General features: G+C 70.8%; 17 protein-coding genes. 13 read left to right on the forward strand and 4 right to left on the reverse strand.

The features are described 5' to 3' along the window. Nucleotides 1–151 precede the first annotated feature (151 nt). Complete coding sequence (locus R2J76_RS18350; protein WP_316413105.1) at nucleotides 152–754, reverse strand: hypothetical protein; 603 nt, start codon at nucleotides 752–754, stop codon at nucleotides 152–154. 68 nt (nucleotides 755–822) lie between these two features. Between R2J76_RS18350 and R2J76_RS18355 the strand changes: the two genes are divergently transcribed. Genes R2J76_RS18355 through R2J76_RS18390 form a run of 8 tightly spaced genes read left to right on the forward strand, consistent with a single transcriptional unit; the run spans nucleotide 823 to nucleotide 10,053 of the window. Then, nucleotides 823–1,119 carry a glutaredoxin family protein gene (locus R2J76_RS18355; protein ID WP_316413106.1) on the forward strand — a complete coding sequence of 99 codons (297 nt, stop codon included), beginning with the start codon at nucleotides 823–825 and terminating at the stop codon, nucleotides 1,117–1,119. A 38-nt stretch (nucleotides 1,120–1,157) separates the two neighbouring features. After that, nucleotides 1,158–2,201 (forward strand): rod shape-determining protein, encoded by a 1,044-nt coding sequence (gene mreB / locus R2J76_RS18360; RefSeq protein WP_316413107.1) that lies wholly within the window; start codon nucleotides 1,158–1,160, stop codon nucleotides 2,199–2,201. Nucleotides 2,202–2,204: 3 nt separating this feature from the next. Further along, the gene (gene mreC, locus R2J76_RS18365; protein WP_316413108.1) at nucleotides 2,205–3,092 is read left to right on the forward strand and encodes a rod shape-determining protein MreC; all 888 of its coding nucleotides are present in this window, start codon (nucleotides 2,205–2,207) and stop codon (nucleotides 3,090–3,092) included. Beyond that, the gene (locus tag R2J76_RS18370) at nucleotides 3,089–3,568 is read left to right on the forward strand and encodes a hypothetical protein (RefSeq protein WP_316413109.1); all 480 of its coding nucleotides are present in this window, start codon (nucleotides 3,089–3,091) and stop codon (nucleotides 3,566–3,568) included. Before mreC ends, R2J76_RS18370 begins: the two co-directional genes overlap by 4 nt. Before the next feature lie 3 nt (nucleotides 3,569–3,571). Next, nucleotides 3,572–5,443, forward strand: coding sequence for a penicillin-binding protein 2 (gene mrdA, locus R2J76_RS18375; protein ID WP_316413110.1), 1,872 nt, complete (start codon nucleotides 3,572–3,574; stop codon nucleotides 5,441–5,443). Next, nucleotides 5,440–6,525, forward strand: coding sequence for a rod shape-determining protein RodA (gene rodA, locus R2J76_RS18380; protein ID WP_316413111.1), 1,086 nt, complete (start codon nucleotides 5,440–5,442; stop codon nucleotides 6,523–6,525). Before mrdA ends, rodA begins: the two co-directional genes overlap by 4 nt. A 9-nt stretch (nucleotides 6,526–6,534) precedes the next feature. Then, on the forward strand, nucleotides 6,535–8,532 hold the full coding sequence (ligA, locus tag R2J76_RS18385; protein WP_316413112.1) for an NAD-dependent DNA ligase LigA: 1,998 nt from the start codon (nucleotides 6,535–6,537) through the stop codon (nucleotides 8,530–8,532). Between the two features lie 9 nt (nucleotides 8,533–8,541). Further along, entirely contained in the window at nucleotides 8,542–10,053 is a 1,512-nt protein-coding gene (locus R2J76_RS18390) for a serine/threonine-protein kinase (protein WP_316413113.1), read from the forward strand. On the opposite strand, the gene R2J76_RS18395 is transcribed toward R2J76_RS18390, so the two are convergent. After that, nucleotides 10,047–10,460: a hypothetical protein gene (locus R2J76_RS18395; protein WP_316413114.1), complete on the reverse strand. Its 414-nt coding sequence runs from the start codon at nucleotides 10,458–10,460 to the stop codon at nucleotides 10,047–10,049. The genes R2J76_RS18390 and R2J76_RS18395 overlap by 7 nt on opposite strands. Further along, nucleotides 10,457–10,975 (reverse strand): class IV adenylate cyclase, encoded by a 519-nt coding sequence (locus R2J76_RS18400; protein ID WP_316413115.1) that lies wholly within the window; start codon nucleotides 10,973–10,975, stop codon nucleotides 10,457–10,459. The genes R2J76_RS18395 and R2J76_RS18400 overlap by 4 nt, the downstream gene beginning before the upstream one ends. Before the next feature lie 52 nt (nucleotides 10,976–11,027). Here R2J76_RS18400 and R2J76_RS18405 point away from each other — a divergent pair, with 52 nt between their 5' ends. From R2J76_RS18405 to R2J76_RS18415, 3 genes are all read left to right on the forward strand, one after another. Next, entirely contained in the window at nucleotides 11,028–12,338 is a 1,311-nt protein-coding gene (locus R2J76_RS18405; RefSeq protein WP_316413116.1) for a hypothetical protein, read from the forward strand. Nucleotides 12,339–12,410: 72 nt separating this feature from the next. Beyond that, the gene (locus R2J76_RS18410) at nucleotides 12,411–13,904 is read left to right on the forward strand and encodes a response regulator (protein WP_316413117.1); all 1,494 of its coding nucleotides are present in this window, start codon (nucleotides 12,411–12,413) and stop codon (nucleotides 13,902–13,904) included. Between the two features lie 4 nt (nucleotides 13,905–13,908). Next, nucleotides 13,909–14,556, forward strand: coding sequence for an Ig-like domain-containing protein (locus R2J76_RS18415; protein WP_316413118.1), 648 nt, complete (start codon nucleotides 13,909–13,911; stop codon nucleotides 14,554–14,556). A 486-nt stretch (nucleotides 14,557–15,042) separates the two neighbouring features. Here the strand turns inward: R2J76_RS18415 and R2J76_RS18420 are convergent, their stop codons facing one another. Further along, on the reverse strand, nucleotides 15,043–16,521 hold the full coding sequence (locus R2J76_RS18420) for an aminoacyl-histidine dipeptidase (protein WP_316413119.1): 1,479 nt from the start codon (nucleotides 16,519–16,521) through the stop codon (nucleotides 15,043–15,045). A 149-nt stretch (nucleotides 16,522–16,670) separates the two neighbouring features. Between R2J76_RS18420 and pyrR the strand changes: the two genes are divergently transcribed. Both pyrR and R2J76_RS18430 read left to right on the forward strand, forming a co-directional pair. Further along, a complete protein-coding gene (gene pyrR, locus R2J76_RS18425; protein ID WP_316413120.1) occupies nucleotides 16,671–17,216 on the forward strand; it encodes a bifunctional pyr operon transcriptional regulator/uracil phosphoribosyltransferase PyrR in 546 nt (181 codons plus the stop codon). Nucleotides 17,217–17,218: 2 nt separating this feature from the next. Then, on the forward strand, nucleotides 17,219–18,175 hold the full coding sequence (locus R2J76_RS18430) for an aspartate carbamoyltransferase catalytic subunit (protein WP_316413121.1): 957 nt from the start codon (nucleotides 17,219–17,221) through the stop codon (nucleotides 18,173–18,175). Nucleotides 18,176–18,178 lie beyond the last annotated feature (3 nt).

The raw sequence follows: 18,178 nt of genomic DNA on the forward strand, positions 1-18,178 counted from the left end.
GTGGTTGTTCGGCATGCTCCGACCCATCCCTGCCTCGGCCCTGCGGGAACGGGGATGGATCGGATCAAGGGGATGAAGGGGATAAGAGCCTGAATCGGACTTCCGGCTTCCCGGCATGGAGTGGGTCGGAGCGCCGGTCCGGTGAGTCCGGTTACTGCTGTCCGTCCGCCGCGCGCCACGCGGGGTCGATGGTGGACTTGACCTGGGCCTTGGCGTCCTTCATGAGGTTCTGGCTGGCGTCCTTCAGCTGCTCCCGCTTCCAGGCGCTGGGCAGCTGGGGCTTGGCCTGCTCGTAGGTGGGGAAGCCCTGGTCCTGGCCGGCGGCCTTGGCGCTGGCGGCCACCTTGTCGTAGAAGGCCTTGAGCTGGGCCTCGGTGGGCTCGATCTTGGAGATGGCCTTCTCCATGAGGATCTGTCCGTAGGCGTTGGACTTGGCGGCCTCCACCAGGAGCCTGGCCTTGGGATCCTTGTCCAGGCCCTGCTTGTCGCCGTACTTGGTCATGACCTTCTGGTCCACGAATTCGGCCAGGAGGCGGTTCCGCTGCTCCTTCATGGCGGGGCTGGTGAGGATCTCCACGGCCTTGGCCTCGTCGCCGACCAGGGTGCGCACGGATTCGCCGAAGCCCTTCTCGGTGATCTTTTCTCCGTCAATGTTGGCCAGGACCTTGGAGGTATCCTTGGACACCTTGGAACAACCCAGGGCCACGACCACCAGCCCGCACATCCCCATCATCCGCGCGAAGCGCATATCCATGCTTTTCTCCTAAACATTTCAGTTCCAGAATGACATCGAAGGCATACCCTGCCTAGCGAGGAAGCGCCATGTCGCCCCAGGAATTGCTTAAGGATTTGAATCTCGAGGTTTATACCGCCTCCTGGTGCCCGGACTGCCGGCGCCTGGAGCGCTGGCTGGGGGAGGCGGGGGTGCCCCACGCCTCCGTGGACATCGAGGCGGTGCCCGGCGCCGCGGAGCGCCTGGAGCGGGAGACCGGGAAGCGGGCCATCCCCTTCATCCTTGTGGACGGGAAGCGATGGGTCCGGGGCTACCACCGGGAGCTGGCCCAGCGCCTGGACCCCGATCTTCTGGTCCGGGAGCTATTGGGGGCGGCGGAAGGCTGAAAATCATGGCAATCTAGTAAATTCCGTTGGAGTGATCAGTGCCTACCCCCTTCTCGAGCCAATTCTGGTCCAATCTGTTCACGTCGGACCTCGCCATCGACCTGGGCACCGCCTCGGTGCTGGTGTACACCCGCCAGGCCGGCCGTATCGTCGTTTACGAACCGTCCATTGTCGCCCTCAACACCCAGACCCACGAGGTGGAGGCCGTGGGGGACGAGGCCAAGCAGCTCCTGGGCCGCACCCCCCAGGGCGTGCAGACCATCCGGCCCATGAAGGACGGGATGATCTACGAGGTGGACGCCGCGGAGAAGATGCTGGCGGCCTTCATCAAGAAGGCCCGGCCCAACCGGGGCATCGCCCGCACCCGCATCGTGGTGAGCGTCCCCCCCCGGGCCCACCAGGTGGCCCGCAGGGCCGTGAAGCAGGTGTGCTACGACGCCAAGGCCGGCGAGGTCTTCCTGGTGGACCAGACCATGGTGGCCGCCATCGGGGCCGGACTCGCCATCAACGAGAAGCGGGGCTGCATGATCGTCGATATCGGCGGCGGCACCACGGACGTGGCGGTCATCTCCTACAACGGCAAGGTCTTCTCCGATTCCATCCTGGTCGCCGGCGACGAGATGGATGAAGCCATCATCAAATACATCCGGGAGAAGTACAACGTCCTCATCTCCGAGGCCGCCGCCGAGGAGGTGAAGTGGAGCCTGGGCTCCGCCTACACTTCCGACAAGACCCGCACCATGAGCATTTCCGGCCGGGACCAGTTCGAGGGGCTGCCCAAGACGCTCACCCTCAACGACACCGAGATCCGGGAGGCCCTGGCCGAACCCATCAGCGCCATCATCGACCTGGTGCGCAAGGCCCTGAACGAGACCCCGCCCCAGCTGGCCGCGGACCTCATCGACCGGGGCATCTGCCTCACCGGGGGCGGTTCCAAGATCCAGGGCCTGGACGTGCGCCTCAGCAAGGAGACCCACCTCCCCTGCTACCGCGCCGAGAACCCCGAGACCGCCGTGGTGCGCGGCACCGCCATGCTCCTGGAGGACATCCCCTTCCTGAGGCGCATCCAGATCCTGGACTAGTCCATGCGCCGCAGAGCCTGGGGCTGGAACCCGACCGGACGCAGGCGCTGGGCCATCCTGGTGCTCCTGCTGGGGCACTTCCTTTGGATCCTCCTGGGCCGGGGCACCTCCAACCGCTGGCGCCACCTGCTGGACATGCTGTCCGCCCCTTCCCGGGCCGTGTCCGCCCGGGTGGAAATCTGGCGGGACAACCGCCGCCAGAAGGTGTCCACCTACCGGGAGGCGGTGGCGGAGGTGGAGCGCCTGCGGGCCCAGGTGGCCGCCTTCCAGGCCGCCCGGGACGCCGCCGCGCCGCGCCTGGCCGAGGCGGAGGAGGCCACCCGCCTGCTGGGCCTGAAGAAGCTCCTGCCCCTGACCTTCAGTTCCGCCCGCATCGTATCCAATGTCCGCCGCGCGCCCTTCGGCGGCATGATCCTGGACCAGGGCCGGGACGGGGGGCTCCAGCCCGACCAGGGCGTCATCTGCCCGGACGGGGTGGTGGGCCGCATCTGGGACGTGGGTGCCACCCAGGCCAGCCTCCTGCCCCTGGACGCCTACAACGCCTCCACGGGGGTCATGCTGGCCCGCAGCCGGGCAACAGGCGTGCTGCAGGGCCTGGGACCGGGCAAGGCCGCCCTGCGCTACATTGGGAGCCAGGAGGTCGTCCAGGTGGGTGAGCCCGTGTACACGTCGGGTCTTGACCGCAATTTCCCCCGGGGCCTCCTGGTGGGCTACGTCACCTCCGTGCGCCCCCGGGAGACGGAACTCCAGGTGGAAGTGGGCCTTGCCGCCCCCCTGGACCGGGTGTCGCTGGTGCTGATCCTGCCCCCCCGCCCGCAACTGGAGCTGCAGCCGCCCGCGCCCCCGCCCCAGGCCGCCAAGCCCGGCCGGAAGCCCAAGGTCGCCCCATGACCGGCCAGACCGCCCCCATGCTGCGCCGCCATGCCATCGCCCTGGCGGCCCTGGCCGGCATCCACTTCACGGCGCCCTGGCCGGGCATCCAGGCCATCTTCCACGTGTTCCTCGTCCTGGGCTTGGCGCCCGGCTTCTCCACCCCCCTCCAGGGCCTGGGCTGGGCCCTGGCCGGCGGATGGGTCCTGGAAGGCACGATGCGGGTCTACCCGCACCTGGGCGGCACCCCCCTGGCCAACATGCTGGTGTGCCTCCTGGCCTACTGGCTGGCCATCCAGTGGCCGCCCCACTCCCGCAACCCCTTCTGGGGCCGGTGCGCGGCCCTGGCCGCCTTCCACTGGTTCCTGGCCAACCTTCTGGTGCGCTTCGCGGCGGGTCCCCACGCCTGGGGCTACGGGTGGGTCTGGACCCTGGCGGCCATCCCCCTGTGGGCGACCCTGGCCCTGCGGCTCCACCCCCCCATCCATCGGAGGTAGCCGGTGGAGATCCTGAACCGAAGCCTCATCCACCGCCGCATCGCCGTCATGCGCACCGTGAGCCTGTGCATGATCCTGGGCCTGGTGCTGGCCTACGGCTGGGTGCAGCTGGGCCTGCGGAGCGAGATGCAGCACCTGGCCTTCTCCCAGGCCGTCAAGACCCGCGCCACCCCGGCCCCCCGGGGCATCATCTTCGACCGCAACGGCAACAAGATCGTGGACAACCGCCGGGCCCTGCACCTGGTGATCCAGAACGAGGACCTGCCTTCGGACCCCGCGCAGATCGATGCCCTGGCCCTGAGCCTCCAGCTGGAGCCCGACCAGCTGCGGCGCCGCATCCAGGCCATTCGCCAGGCCGCGGGCAGCCGCATGCTCACCCTCATGGACAACCTGGACGATTCGGCCCTCGCCCGGGCCGAGGTGCTGCGCGCGCGGTTCCCCTTCCTCAGCATCGAAGTGGCCCCCCGGCGGGTGTACCTGGGCCAGGACCTGGCCGGCCACGCCCTGGGCTACGTGGGTGAGGTGACCCCCGCCGAGCTGGAGAAGAACCCCGACCGCTACCAGCTGGGCGAGATCATCGGCCGCACCGGCTTCGAGGCGTCCCGCAACGACCGCCTGCGGGGCGTGGACGGCCAGCGCCGGATCCTGGTGGACTACCTGGGCCGGGAAGTGGCGGTGTTCGGCCTGAACGAGGCCAAGCCCGGGCGCAGCGTCTACCTCACCCTGGACGCGGGCCTCCAGCAGACCCTGAAGGACGCCCTGGGGGGGGAGAACGGCGCGGGCGTGGTGCTGGACCTGCGGGACGGCGGCATCCTGGCCATGTACTCCAGCCCCTCGTACGACCCCAACATCTTCCTGAACCGCCTCACCCAGGAGCAGGTGGACAAGTACTGGAACAACCCCGAGCGCCCCATGCTGGACCGGGTCACCCAGGGCCGCTACGCCCCCGGCTCCACCTTCAAGCTCCTGGTGGCGCTGTGCGCGCTGGAGAAGGGCATCATCACCCCCGAGACCGTCTTCCATTGCGGAGGCCACAAGGTCTTCTACAACCGCGATTTCCGCTGCGACGCCACCCACGGGTCCGTGAACCTCGTCCAGGCCATCGCCCGGAGCTGCGACATCTACTTCTACGAGCTGGGCATGCGCCTGGACATCGACGACATCTACGCCACCGCCGCCAAGTACGGGCTCACCGTGCCCACCGGCGTGGACCTGCCCCACGAGGCCGTGTCGCGGGTGCCCAGCCGGGAATGGAAGAAGCGGGTGAAGAAGGAGAAGTGGTGGCCCGGGGAGACCGTCAGCGTGGCCATCGGCCAGGGCGCCAACAGCCTCACCCCCATCAGCCTGGCGCGCTTCTACGCCATGCTGGCCACCAAGGGCAAGCTCCTCACGCCCCACCTGCTCTACGGCATCCTCCCCGAGGGCAGCCGGACCATGGAGGCCTTCCAGCCGCCCCCGCCCAAGGACACCGGCCTGGACCCGAAGATCCAGGCGGTGCTTGAGGAGGGCCTCTACGAAGTGGTGCGCTCGGGCACCGCCGCGGCCTCCGCCGTGCCGGGGGTGACGATGGTGGGCAAGACCGGCACCAGCCAGGTCACCACCTTCGTGGACAAGAGCCACTACGCCAAGCTCGCGAAGAAGTACAAGGACAACGCCCTCTTCGCGGGGTACGCCCCCCGGGAGAACCCCCAGATCGCCTTCGTGGTGGTGGCCGAGAACGCCGGCTTCGGCGCCTCCAGCGCGGCCCCCGTGGCCAAGAAGCTCGTCCAGTACTGGTTCATCGACCGCCTCAAGAAGCCCCTGCCGCCGCCCTCGGCCAAGCTCCCCGACGAGTTCGCCCCGCCCCAGCCCCAGGAAGGCGGGGAGGAGCCATGAGGGAGCGCCTGCGCGCCCTGGACACGGCCCTGCTGTGGCCCATGGTCCTCCTGGTGATCATGGGCACCCTGACGGTCTATTCCGCGGGCCGGGGCACGGTCCAGTCCACCCTGTGGGCCAAGCAGACCGTGTGGAACCTCATGGGCTTCGCCGTCATGGCCTTCCTGGCGAGCCTCAATCCCAAGCGCATCCTCCGCAGCGGGTTCCCCCTCTACGTCGTGGGCATCCTGTTCCTGGCCCTGGTGCTGGTTGCGGGGCGCAAGATCGGGGGCTCGCAGCGCTGGATCGTGCTGGCCGGCCTCACCTTCCAGCCCAGCGAGCTCATGAAGTGGCTGACCCTGCTGTTCGTGGCGCACCGCCTGGGCACGCGCCAGCCCCAGGACCTCACGGCCCGGGACCTGGCCGGCGTCTCCGCCCTGGTGTTCTTCCCCATGCTCCTGGTGCTCAAGCAGCCCGACCTGGGCATGGCGGTGAGCTTCCTGCCCATCCTGGTGCTGATCCCCATCCTGAAGGGCCTGCGGGCCAAATGGGTGGCCCTGACCCTCGTGCTGATGACCCTGGGCGGCGTGGTGGGCTGGCAGAAGGCCCTCAAGCCGTACCAGAAGCAGCGCATCCTCACCTTCCTGGACCCCGGGGCCGACCTCAAGGGCAAGGGCTACCAGATCAACCAGAGCCGCATCGCCATCGGCGCCGGCGGCCTCACCGGCCAGGGCTTCACCTCCGGCAGCCAGACCCAGCTCAATTTCCTGCCCGTGAAGACCACGGACTTCGTCTTCTCGGTGTGGGCCGAGGAGCGCGGGTTCCTGGGCGTCCTGCTGGCCCTGGGCCTCTTCGGGCTGGTGCTCACGCGGATCCTGGACACGGCCGTGGCCGCCAAGAGCGCCTCGGAGACCTACTTCTGCGTGGGGGCCGCGGGCATCATCGCCCTGCACCTGCTCGTCAACGTGGGCATGGTCATCGGGGTGCTGCCCAACAAGGGCATCGTGCTGCCCTTCTTCAGCGCCGGCGGGAGCAGCACGCTCAGCTACTTCCTGGGGCTGGGGGTGGTGATGGCGGTGCGGCACCGGGCGCAGATCAAGTAGTATCCTTCCATGAGCACCGATCCCCGCACCCGAATGCAGGAACTGGCAGCCCAGGTGCTGGAGCACCGCCGCCGGTATTTCGTCCTGGACCAGCCCATCCTTTCCGACGCGGAGTACGACGCCCTGGAAAGGGAGCTGCGGGACCTGGAGGCGGCCTTCCCCCTCCTCGCCGACCCCAACAGCCCCACCCAGCGCGTGGGCGCCGCGCCCCTGGAGTCCTTCGCCAAGGCCCGGCACCGCACCCCCATGCTCAGCCTCGACAACACCTATTCCGAGGAGGACCTGCGGGAATGGGAGGCCCGGGTGCTCAAGGGCCTCGGGGGCATGGAGCCGCTCTACTCCGCCGAACTGAAGGTGGACGGGCTCTCCCTTTCGCTCCTCTACGAGGGGCGGAGCCTGGTGCGGGCCGTGACCCGGGGCAACGGCGAGGAGGGGGAGGACGTCACGGAGAACGCCCGCACCATCGCCGACATCCCCCTCACCCTGCCGGCGGAGGCCCCGGAGGCCCTGGAGGTGCGGGGTGAGGTCTTCCTCTCCCGGCGCCGGTGGGAGGAGCTGAACCGGGAGCGGGACGCCCGGGGCGAGGCGCGCTTCGCCAATCCCCGCAACGCGGCCGCCGGCACCATGAAGCAGCTCGACAGCCGCATCACCGCCGAACGCCGCCTCTCCTTCCTGCCCTGGCAGCTCCCGGGCGCGGCCCGCCACAGCGAGGGCATGGACCAGCTCGCCGCCTGGGGCTTCAACCGCATGCCGGCCCACGCCGAGGGCCCCTTCGCGGACATGGCCGGGTTCATCCGGGACCAGGCCGGGCCGCGGCTGCTCCTGCCCTTCGACACGGACGGGGTGGTGCTCAAGGTGGACGACCTCGCGCTCCAGGAGCGCCTGGGCTCCACGGACCGGGTCCCCCGGTGGGCCATCGCGTTCAAGTACCCGGGGCTCCAGGCCACCACGACGCTCCTGGGCATCACCTGGCAGGTGAGCCGCGCCGGCAAGCTCACGCCCGTGGCCGAACTGGAGGCGGTGGAGGTGGCGGGGTCCACGGTGCGCCGGGCCACCCTGCACAACGCCGACGAGTTGGCGCGCCTGGGGGTTCGGGTGGGCTGCAAGGTCTTCGTGGAGAAGGGCGGCGAGGTCATCCCCAAGGTGGTGGCCGTGGTGCCCGAATCCATGCCGGAAGGCGCCCCGGAGCCCCAGGTGCCGTCGTCCTGCCCCGTGTGCGGCGGCGCCGTGGGCAAGGACTCCGACGAGGAGGTGGCCTGGCGCTGCCAGAACCCCGAGTGCCCCGCCAAGATCACCGCCCGGCTCCAGCACCTGGGCAGCCGCGTGGCCCTGGACATCGAAGGCCTGGGCGACGCCCTGGTGGAACAGGTGGCGCCGCGCTTCGCCCAGCCCTGGGACGTGTTCAGCCTCCTGGAGGACCCCAAGCAGGGCCTGGCCTACCTGGCCGGCCTGGAGCGCATGGGGGAGAAGAGCGCCCGCAACGTCCTGGAGGGCCTGGACGCGGCCCGCCGCAAGCCCCTGTCCCGGTGGATCCACGCCCTGGGCATCCCCATGGTGGGGGCCCGCACCGCCGAACTCCTGGCGGAGGCCTTCCCCACCCTGAAGGACCTGTGGGACGCCGAGGAGCAGCGCCTCCTGGCCGTGGAGGAGGTGGGCCCCAAGGTCGCCGCGGGCCTCAAGGCCTTCGCGGCCCTGCACCCCGCCCTGCCCGCGCAGTTGGAGGCCCTGGGCGTCGCCCCCGCGCCCAGCGCGCCCCGGGACACCGCGGGCCTGCCCCTGGCCGGGGAGGTGGCGGTGGTCACGGGCACCCTCCCCACCCTGGGCCGGGAGGAGGCCGAGGCCCTCCTCAAGCGCCTGGGGGCCAAGGTCACCGGCGCCGTCTCCCCGAAGACCACCCTCCTGGTCGCCGGCGAGAAGGCCGGATCCAAGCTCGCCAAGGCCCAGGCCCTGGGCATCCCCGTGCGGGACGAGGCCTGGCTCCTGGCCCATGGCACTATGGAACCGTGAGGACGCCCCATGACGAGCACCCCCCGCAGGATCGGCAAGTTCGAGATCGTTGAGCGCCTGGGCGAAGGGGCCATGGGCGAGGTCTTCCTGGCCCGGGACACCCTGCTGGGGCGGGAAGTGGCCATCAAGACCATCCGCGCCGCCCTCACCTCCCCCGACGCCAAGGACCGCTTCTTCCGGGAGGCCCAGGCCGCGGGCCGCCTCAACCACCCCAACCTCGTCACCATCCATGAGTTCGGCGAGGAGGACGGCACGCTCTTCATGGTCATGGAGTACGTGCCCGGCGACGACCTGGGCAGGCTCCTGGCCTCCCGGGAACTGTCGCACCGGGAGATGCTCGAGCTCCTGGCCCAGGTGTGCGACGGCCTGGGCTTCGCCCACCAGCGGGGCGTCCTCCACCGGGATATCAAGCCCACCAACATCCGCATCACCCGCGTCTCCGGACGCCTCGCGGCCAAGGTCCTGGACTTCGGCATCGCGCGCCTGGCCGGGAGCGACCTCACCGCCACCGGGGCCCTCCTGGGCACCTTCGGCTACATGGCCCCCGAGTACATCCAGTCCGGCAAACCCGACGCCCGGGCCGACCTGTTCGCGGTGGGGGTGATCCTGTACGAGACCCTGGCGGGCTTCCCCCCCTTCGGCGGCGAGTCCACGGCCACGGTGCTCCACCGCATCGTCAACGAGGAGCCCGCCCCCCTGGACCCGGACCAGCTCACCGGCATCAGCCCCGCCATCCAGGGCGTGGTGGCCCGGGCCCTGGCCAAGGACCCCGCCGCGCGGTACCCCAGCGCCGAGGCCCTGGCGGAGGCCCTGCGCGCGGCCCGGGACCCCTGGTGGGACCCCGCCTCCGACAAGGGCGCCACCCGGAGCGACCGGCTCCTGGACCTGCCCCAGCGGGGCCGGAAACCCGCGCCCCGCGCGGAAGGGGCTCCTTCCCACGCCTGGATCTACCTCGCCGTCGCCGCGGTCATGGCGGTCCTCACCGCGGGGGCGGGCTGGCTCTGGATCCGCCACCGCCGGCACCGCCCCGTCCCGGCCCCGCCCGTGGCGGTCCAGCCCGCGGCGCAGCCGGTCGTGGCCCCGGCCCCGCCGGTGGAGGCCCCCAAGCCCGAACCCCCCGCCCCCGAACCCGCCAAGGCCGAGCCCTCCCGGCCCACCCCCGCGCCCCAGGCCGTCAAGGCCGAACCCAAGGCCGCGCCCGAACCCGCCGCCCCGGCCAGGGCCGGCGCCTACGCCACCCTCGACCAGGCCGCCCGGGCCCTGGACACCGACCCCAAGGGCGCCCTGGCCTTCCTGGAAAATGCGGTCAAGGAGGATCCCACCAACGAGCGCGCCATCGCCCTGCGCATCGCCGCGCTCTACGACGCGGGCGACTACCGGGGCTGCTCCCTGGCCATCCGAGGCGCCCGGGAGACGGGGCACCCCCTCTGGCCCATGGCCCTGAAGTACCCCCGCCTGCGAAAGGCCCTGGAGCAGGAGCGGATCACCCCGCGCCTCCTGAGGCGCAGGCAGGCTCAGTAGTCCATCTGCGCCTCGCGGATCAGCCAGGCCCCGTCCCGGAGCTCCCACCGCAGGAGGAGGCGCTTCCGGGCGCGGTCCCCGGGCACCAGCTCGCCCCCGGTCCGGCCCGTGAGGACCACCTCCAGGGTCTGCAGGGCCCGGGGGCCGTCCACCTCGATCCGCTGGGATAGGACGGTCACCCCCACCTTTTCCCGGGCCAGCACGCCGCCCAGGAAGAACCTCGCCCCGGCCCGGTCCATGCCCTCGGGGCCCGCGAACTTCGGCGAGAGCACCAATGACGCCGCCGCGGCGTCCCCGGCCTCCACGGCCCCGCGGGCGCCCTCGAAGGCCCTGCGGATCCGCGCCTCGGGCCCTTCGCGGGAACAGGCCGCCAGGGCCGCCAGGAGGACCGCGGCGGCGGCCCTCATCCCAGCTCCCGGAACAGCGTGACGTAGCTGCGGGGCTCCACCTGGGCCTCCTCCAGGCCGAGCTGGCCCATGGCTTCGCGGATCGCCCCGGGGCTCCCCTCCAGTTCGAGGTAGCACCCGAAGGGGGCCTCGTCCAGGCACGCCACCAGGGCCCCGCGGTTCCACACGGAGCGGCTCTTGCGCATCTCGAAGACCGGGCCGAAACCCATCTGCCCGAGGATCCCCTCCAGGGCCGCGGGGTCGCCCACCGTGGTCTCCACTTCGGGGCGGATCTTCAGGAGCGGGTCCGGCACCCGCGCCCCCTTCCAGGTGAGGGTGGCCGTGCCGCCGTAGCGGCGCAGGCGCAGCGCGCCGCCCTGGGCGCGGAGCTCCCCGTCCCGGTCCCAGAGGACGCTCAGCTCCGGGCCCTGGGCGCTCGCCAGGAGGAACCCGCAGGCCTCCAGCCGGAGGCGCGCCGGCGCGAGGGCGGGGATCCGGAACTTCATCTCGATTTCCATGGGGTGGGCATGTTTCATGGCGGGACGTCCTCGAATGATTGCATCATGTGCAAGGAGGTTCGAGCCAGCAGTGATCCCGAAACGGTACCTTTTCGCCAGCATGTTCATCGCCGCGATGCTCATGCTGTTGGCTGTGGTGCAGGCTCCGCGTTCCACGCGGGAGGGCGGCGCCGTGGTGGCCACCGGAGCCGTGGAGCAGACCCTGGACACCTTCGAGACCCTGGCCGAATGCCGCCTCCAGGACGGCTGGACCCCCCGCTTCCAGGGGGCCCAGGATCCGGACCAGGAACAGCCCTGGCCCTATGGCGGCGGCTTCGGCACCCCCTGGGAGCCCGCCTCGGCCTACCTGGCCGACCAGGGCCTGGCCCTCAACGGCCCCGGCGGCCACAGCGAAGTCACCCTCTGGCGCGGCCTGGAATGGCGCCACTACCGGTTCGACGCCCCCATCGCCAGCGCGCGCCTGGATCCCGCCAAGGGGAACCGGCTCCTGGTGACCCTCACCCTCGGCCAGGACCGCTTCGAGACCCGGCTGATGGAGATCCCCGAAGGCCGCGTGCTCTGGGCCACGGAAAGCGGGCCCTGGAGCCGGTTCAGCTGGGACGGCCGCGCCGTGCTCCTGGGCCTGCGCGCCCCCCAGCCGGAGGCCGCCCTCCTTCTGGCCACCCTGCCGGCGGAGGCCGAGCGTCCCGCGAGCACCCTGGCCGCCTGGGACGAAAAGGCCCTGCCCCCGCCCCCCCGGGGCTGGCCCACCCGCCAGGAGCAGCTCTGGGACGACGGGCAGGACCTGCCCGGAGCCCGGCTCCTCACCCCCTGGCAGCCCGGCGCCCGCCTCTGGTTCCCGGCCCGGGACCGGCTCTGGGTCGGCGGGGGCGGCCAATGGACCCTCTGGACCCTGGAGGACGGCACCTGGCGCCGGGAGGCCACGGGCCCCGGCCAGCTCCAGGCCCAGCCCCCCCTGCGCATGGCCCTGGACGTGCCCGGGCGCAAGGGCGAGCCCGCCGTGCGGAAGACCTCCCGGCCCGACCGGGCGGAGTGGACCGACGTGCCCGCCGGGGCCGAGCCCTGGCCCGCCTATGACCCCGCCTGGGCCTGGTGGCGGGAGGACCTGGCGGCCACCGCCTGGGACCAGCGCTGGGGGAAGGGCACCGCCGACCTGCCCCCGGAGCGGCAGCGGCAGGCCCTCCTGCGCGCCTTCCGGCCCGAATGGAGGACGGCCCGGGGCCTGCGGGCCTCCGTGAAGGGCTGGATCCCCGACGGCCCCGAGATCGCCCTGCGGGAGGCCACCGAATCCGCCTGGGTGTGGGTGGGCGAACGGGCCCTCCTCGTGCGGCTGCAACCCACACTGAGACTGAAGTCCGTGAAGACAGCATTGAAACGTTAGATACCATGTAGCGTGGTCTCTGTTAGTGTTAGCGCAGCCACTTCCCCGCAATCCGGCATCCCGAGGTTCCCTATGCCCCGTCTTCTCCTCGTGGACGACAACCAGCGAATCCACCAGATCGTCGAAACGCTCTTGACCGCCACGGACATCGAGCTGGTCTGCGCCTCCTCCGGCGCCGAGGCCCTGGACCTGGTGTCCACCGCCGGCCCCTTCGACGTGGCGCTCCTGGACACCACCATGCAGGGCATGGACGGCTGGGAGCTCCTGGACCGCCTGCGCCGGGACGCGGCCACCGCCCGCATGCCCATCGCCATGATGGCCGGCGTCCTGGACGTGGTGGACCCCGGCACCGTGGAGAAGGCCCCCATCCAGGGCTTCCTGAAGAAGCCCGTGGAACTGCGCGACCTGGCCGACCGGGTGCGGACCCTCCTGGTCACCCCCGTGGAGCCCCCCGCCCCCGAACCGGCCCCGGGAGCCGTCACCGGGAATTTCGAGACCCTGCCCTACCTCAAGCTCTCCGACCACCCCCTGCCCGACGCGGACCTTCTCCTCCTGGAGCCCTCGGATCTCTTCGTGGAGGAGGAGGCGCCCCTCCCCGACGCGCCCCTGGAGACCCTGGAATCCCTGGAGCTGGAGGAGCTGGACCTGGAGAGCCTCAAGGGCCTCGGGGCGCCCCCGGCCCCCGTGGAGCCCGCCGCCGTGGACGCCGCCGCCCTGCCCGAACTCGCCCCGGAGGACGCCCACCCCGGCGAGACCCTGGAACTGGGCGTCGTCACGGATGAGCTGCCCGACCTGGGCCCCTCCCAGGAGATCGACGAGCCCTCCCCCCTGCCGGACCACCACATGGCGCCCACCCCGGTCCTGCCCGTGGACTGGTCCGACGAAAGCGAGACCCTCCTGGAGCTCACCCGCGAGCCGGCCCGGGACGAGGAGCCCACCACCGCCATCCACGCCATGGCCGCCGCGGCCATGGAGGACCACAGCGACTTCGATCCCGACAGCTTCCTGGAACAGGATCCGGGCCCCGCGCCCACCCCCCCCTTCCTTCCGGAGATCCCGGAGACCAGCACCCCCGTGGGCCTCGCCGTGGTCCCCGAAGCCGATCTCCTGGACGACATCGGCGATATCCCCGACCTGGAGGACCTGTCCTCCCTGGACGGCGCGCCGCCCTCCGCGGAGGGCGAGGGCGCCGCGGCCCCCTGGTCCACGACCCTCAGCCTCCCGGACCCGTCGCAGCCCACGCCCGCCGTCCTGTCCGAAGTGGTGCCGGAGGAGATCGAGCCCCTTCCCGAACCGGTCTTCGTGCGGGAACCCGAACCCGCCGCGCTGCTGGTGTCCGAGCCCATCCACGTGCCCGAGCTGGAAGCCGCCCCCCTTCCGGTCGCCGGCGCGGTGGCCGCCCCGGCCCCGGTGGAGGGCGCCGACCCCCTGGCGGCCCTCCTGGGGGACCCGGTCCTCATGGACCGCCTCGCCAAGGCCGTCGTGGCCAGGCTGGGCGAAGAGACCCTCCGGGAGATCGCCTGGGAAGTGATGCCCGAGATGGCCGACCGGCTCCACCGGAGCTGAATCGATGATCACGGGCTACAACACCGACGTCCGCCACGGCAACCGCATCTTCCACGTGCAGACCGAGGACAAGGGCGTCGCCAACCCCAAGATCGAGACCCTCATCTACGTGGGCGGCGAGATCCTGGACAGCTACCGGGGCACCTACGAGGACCTGCTGGCGGAGTTCCCCCTCCAGGAGGGCGTCATCCAGGCCCGCATGGACGACCAGCACAAGTCCGTGATCCGGGACATCAAGAACGGCAAGTACGACACCACCCCCAACGACCCGCTCCTGGCCGAGCGCAGCGTCTTCAACGACAAGCCCCTGGACCAGGCCATCCTGGAGTACCTCCAGCAGGAGGGCGACACCGACACCCTGGAGATGGTCCTGGACGAGCCCATGCTCCCGAAGTTCGGGGAGCTGTTCCAGGTGCGCATCCGGGCCCGCCTCTGCGTGAGCCAGAACCCCGTCCCCGGCGCCGACGTCACCATCCGCCTCATCTCCAGCCTCAAGAAGGCCACCACCCTCACCACCGGCCGGACCGACGCCGAGGGCCAGTTCACCACCAAGGTGGAACTCCCCCCCAGCCAGCCCGGCCACTGCGCCCTCCTCATCGCCTGCGCCTCCGAATTCGGCAACGACGAAATCCGCGCCCTGATCACGGCGTAGAGGGGGGCCCGCTTCGGGTGGGCGAGCTGGGCTGTTGGGACGTTTCGGTCCCGCCGGGCCTGCCCTGCCGGGGGCTGTGGGGTTTTCCGCCGGGTTCCGGCAGGAGGCCGCGACCCACCGGGGTCCCGACAGGCTGCGCCGACCCATCGGTAGCGCTTGCGCAGCAGCGAGCTGCTGCTGGCGCTTGCCGTGATCCATTGACTGCAGGTGAAGTCGGGACTGGGGCGCCGTGTGGTGGGGGCCAGTGGGCAATCAGCGTCGGCGCCCGGCGGCGCCGTGCGGACGCACGCGAAGCGATCCCATCAACCCTTGAGCGCCGCGTCACTCGCCAGGGCCGCCCCGGAGAGCCCGCCTGCTCCGCGCTCCCACCCGCTCATCGAAGCACGTGTGCGCAGCCCAGCCCCCCCGTCCCGGGCACACCCCTCCGTCATCGCCGGCTCGGCCGGCGATGACGAAACGGCGCGCTCGTCCGGAACCCGGACCCTCCTAGACGGTTTCCAGGACGGCCACGAGGAGCTTCCAGAAATTCCCCACGGAGGAGATGCTGACGTTTTCGTCGGGGGTGTGCACGTCCCACATGCTGGGGCCGAAGGAGACCATCTGCATGCCGGGGTACTTCTCGCCGATGAGGCCGCATTCCAGGCCGGCGTGGATGGCCTTGATGGCCATGGGCTTGCCGAAGGTGCGCTCGTGGACGGCGTTGACGACCTTCACCAGGGAGGCCTTGGGGTCGGGCTTCCATCCGGGGTAGCCGTCGCCGCGCTTGACGCTGAAGCCGGCCAGCTCGCAGGAGGCGGCGACGCGGTAGGCCATGTCCATCTTGGCGCTGGCGATGGAGCTGCGCTGGCTGGTGGAGACCTCGATGGTGTCGCCCGTGGTGGAGATGATCGCCAGGTTCGTGGAGGTCTGCACCAGGCCCTCGATGTCGGGGCTGTTGGTCTCGACGCCGTGGGCGACGGTGTAGAGGAAGTTCACCACGGCGCGGGCGTCGCGGTCCTCCATGACCTGGGCGGGGGCGTCGGCCTTGGGCCCCACCTCCATGGCGAGGCCGGGATCGAAGGCGCCCAGGGAGGAACGGTAGTCCTGGGCCATGCCCTGGACCGCCGCCTGGAATTCGGCCAGCCGCGCCCCGTCCATGAAGAACACGGCGGAGGCCTCGCGGGGGATGGCGTTGCGCTTGTTGCCGCCGGCCAGGGACACCAGCTCCAGGCCGAAGCGGGGCGCCAGGCTCCACAGGACGCCGGCCAGGATGCGCAGCGCGTTGCCGCGGCCCTGGTGGATCTCCACGCCGGAGTGGCCGCCCTTGAGGCCCAGCACCTTCAGGCGGAAGGGGCTCTTGCCGGCCGTGGCCGGGCGCAGCGCCACCTTGCGGTTGGCCATGGTGTCCACGCCGCCGGCGCAGCCGATGGTGAGGTCCCCCTCCTCCTCGCTGTCGAGGTTCAGCAGGTACTTGGACTTGAGGACCCCTTCCGCGAGGCCGCCGGCGCCGGTGAGGCCGGTCTCCTCGTCGATGGTCACCAGCACTTCCAGGGGACCGTGCTTGATGGTGGTGGATTCCAGGACGGCCAGGGCCGCGGCGACGCCGATGCCGTTGTCCGCGCCCAGGGTCGTGCCCGTGGCCAGGAGGCGGTCGCCGTCCCGGCGCAGGGCGATGGGATCCGTGAGGAAGTCGTGGCGCGTGGCTTCGTTCTTCTCGCAGACCATGTCCACGTGGGCCTGGAGGGCCGTCATGGGGGCGCCCTCGCGGCCGGGGGCGGCCTTCTTGCTGATGATCACGTTGCCCACGGCGTCCCGGGTGACGGTGCAGCCCAGGGCCTTGGCCTGGTCGGCCACCCACTGGGCGGCGGCGGCTTCGTTCTTGGAGCCGCGGGGGATCTTCGAGAGGGCCAGGAAGTACTTCCAGAGACCGGCGGGTTCGAGGGTGCCAAGATCCGTCTGGACCTTGGATTCCATGACATTTTCCATGACTTGCCTCCGATGTTTCGATTTCCCCCAAAGGGTAGCAAACAAAACCCGTGACCAAGCTCATTTCGTCGGCTTTTCGCCTCCGGCGGTCCGGAGGGCCTCCACAGTTCCGATACACTGGAAACCGCCGTGCCACCCAGGAGCCTCCGATGCCCCAAGCGAACGCCCCATGCCTGCTGGACGCCAAGCAGATGGAGGTCCACCTTCAGCGCCTGTGCCGCGAGATCTCCGCGGTGTTCGGAAGCGACGCCTCCATCGCGCTCCTGGGCATCCGCACCCGGGGCCTGTACCTGGCCGAACGGCTCAAGGCCATGCTGGAATCCAACCTCCAGAAGGAGATCCCCCTGGGCATCCTGGACATCACCCTGTACCGGGACGACCTCTCGGAACTGGCGGGGAGCCCCATCGTCCGCCCCACGGAGATCCCCTTCAGCCTCAAGGACCGCTCCGTGATCCTGGTGGACGACGTGCTCTTCACCGGGCGCACCATCCGGGCCGCCCTGGACGCCCTGCTGGACCACGGAAGGCCCAAGCGGGTGTGGCTGGCGGTGCTGGTGGACCGCGGCGGCCGCGAGCTGCCCATCCAGGCGGAATTCGTGGGCATCAAGATGGACGTGGCCATGGACAGCCGGGTTTCGGTCCACATGAAGGACGTGGACGGCGAGGACGCCGTCCTCCTGGAAAGCCGGAGCTGACCATGCCCCAGACCTACCGCTTCCCCCACCGCCACCTGCTGGGCATCGAGCCCCTGACCCCCCAGGACATCCTGGCCATCCTCGACCAGGCCCGGGCCTTCGAGGAGGTCTGCGAGCGCCCCGAGATCAAGATCGTCCCGGCCCTGCGCAAGCGCCTGATCGTCAACCTCTTCTTCGAGAACTCCACCCGCACCCGCAACAGCTTCGAGATCGCCGAGAAGCGCCTTTCGGCCGAGATCATCAACTTCGACGCCGACACCAGCTCCCTCAGCAAGGGCGAGACCCTGGTGGACACCGCGCTCAACCTCCAGGCCATGCACCCCGACCTCATCGTCATGCGCCACTCCGCCCCCGGGGCCCACGCCCTGCTGGCGCGGCACATGAAGGCCAGCATCGTGAACGCCGGGGACGGCGCCCACGAGCACCCCACCCAGGCCCTCCTGGACGCCTACACCCTGCGCAAGCGCTTCAGCCGCCTCGAGGGCCTGCGGGTGGCCATCGTCGGCGATATCCGCAACAGCCGCGTGGTCCGCTCCAATCTCTGGCTCCTCACCAAGATGGGCGCCCACGTCACCCTGGTGGGCCCCCCCACCCTCGTGCCCGCGGAGCTCAAGGAGACCTGGCCCGGCATCGAGATCGCCCACGAGCTGGAGCCCGTGCTGCCCCACCAGGACGCCGTCATGATGCTGCGCTGCCAGTTCGAACGGGGCACCGGCGCCTTCATCCCCGGCCAGGGCGAGTACGTGCGCTTCTACCAGCTCAACGCGCAGCGCCTCCGGCTCTGCCGGCCCGACGTGGCCGTGCTCCACCCCGGCCCCATCAACCGCGGGGTGGAGATCACCTCCGAGGTGGCCGACGGCCCCAACAACCTCATCCTGGACCAGGTCACCAACGGCGTCCCCGTGCGCATGGCGGTCCTGTTCCTCCTCTGCAACCCCCATGGGGAACAAGTTCCCTAGCAA

Origin of the sequence: Mesoterricola silvestris (assembly GCF_030295405.1) — a bacterium.
In the GTDB taxonomy this organism is placed as follows: domain Bacteria; phylum Acidobacteriota; class Holophagae; order Holophagales; family Holophagaceae; genus Mesoterricola; species Mesoterricola silvestris.

What these genes read in the sequence shown, in the direction of transcription:
- R2J76_RS18400 (WP_316413115.1), bottom strand. Translation starts at nt 10,975, where the DNA reads ATGAAACATGCCCACCCCATGGAAATCGAGATGAAGTTCCGGATCCCC.
- R2J76_RS18410 (WP_316413117.1), top strand. Translation starts at nt 12,411, where the DNA reads ATGCCCCGTCTTCTCCTCGTGGACGACAACCAGCGAATCCACCAGATC.
- pyrR (WP_316413120.1), top strand. Translation starts at nt 16,671, where the DNA reads ATGCCCCAAGCGAACGCCCCATGCCTGCTGGACGCCAAGCAGATGGAG.
- R2J76_RS18355 (WP_316413106.1), top strand. Translation starts at nt 823, where the DNA reads ATGTCGCCCCAGGAATTGCTTAAGGATTTGAATCTCGAGGTTTATACC.
- mreC (WP_316413108.1), top strand. Translation starts at nt 2,205, where the DNA reads ATGCGCCGCAGAGCCTGGGGCTGGAACCCGACCGGACGCAGGCGCTGG.
- R2J76_RS18395 (WP_316413114.1), bottom strand. Translation starts at nt 10,460, where the DNA reads ATGAGGGCCGCCGCCGCGGTCCTCCTGGCGGCCCTGGCGGCCTGTTCC.
- R2J76_RS18370 (WP_316413109.1), top strand. Translation starts at nt 3,089, where the DNA reads ATGACCGGCCAGACCGCCCCCATGCTGCGCCGCCATGCCATCGCCCTG.
- R2J76_RS18390 (WP_316413113.1), top strand. Translation starts at nt 8,542, where the DNA reads ATGACGAGCACCCCCCGCAGGATCGGCAAGTTCGAGATCGTTGAGCGC.
- R2J76_RS18415 (WP_316413118.1), top strand. Translation starts at nt 13,909, where the DNA reads ATGATCACGGGCTACAACACCGACGTCCGCCACGGCAACCGCATCTTC.
- R2J76_RS18350 (WP_316413105.1), bottom strand. Translation starts at nt 754, where the DNA reads ATGGATATGCGCTTCGCGCGGATGATGGGGATGTGCGGGCTGGTGGTC.
- rodA (WP_316413111.1), top strand. Translation starts at nt 5,440, where the DNA reads ATGAGGGAGCGCCTGCGCGCCCTGGACACGGCCCTGCTGTGGCCCATG.
- ligA (WP_316413112.1), top strand. Translation starts at nt 6,535, where the DNA reads ATGAGCACCGATCCCCGCACCCGAATGCAGGAACTGGCAGCCCAGGTG.
- R2J76_RS18430 (WP_316413121.1), top strand. Translation starts at nt 17,219, where the DNA reads ATGCCCCAGACCTACCGCTTCCCCCACCGCCACCTGCTGGGCATCGAG.
- R2J76_RS18420 (WP_316413119.1), bottom strand. Translation starts at nt 16,521, where the DNA reads ATGGAAAATGTCATGGAATCCAAGGTCCAGACGGATCTTGGCACCCTC.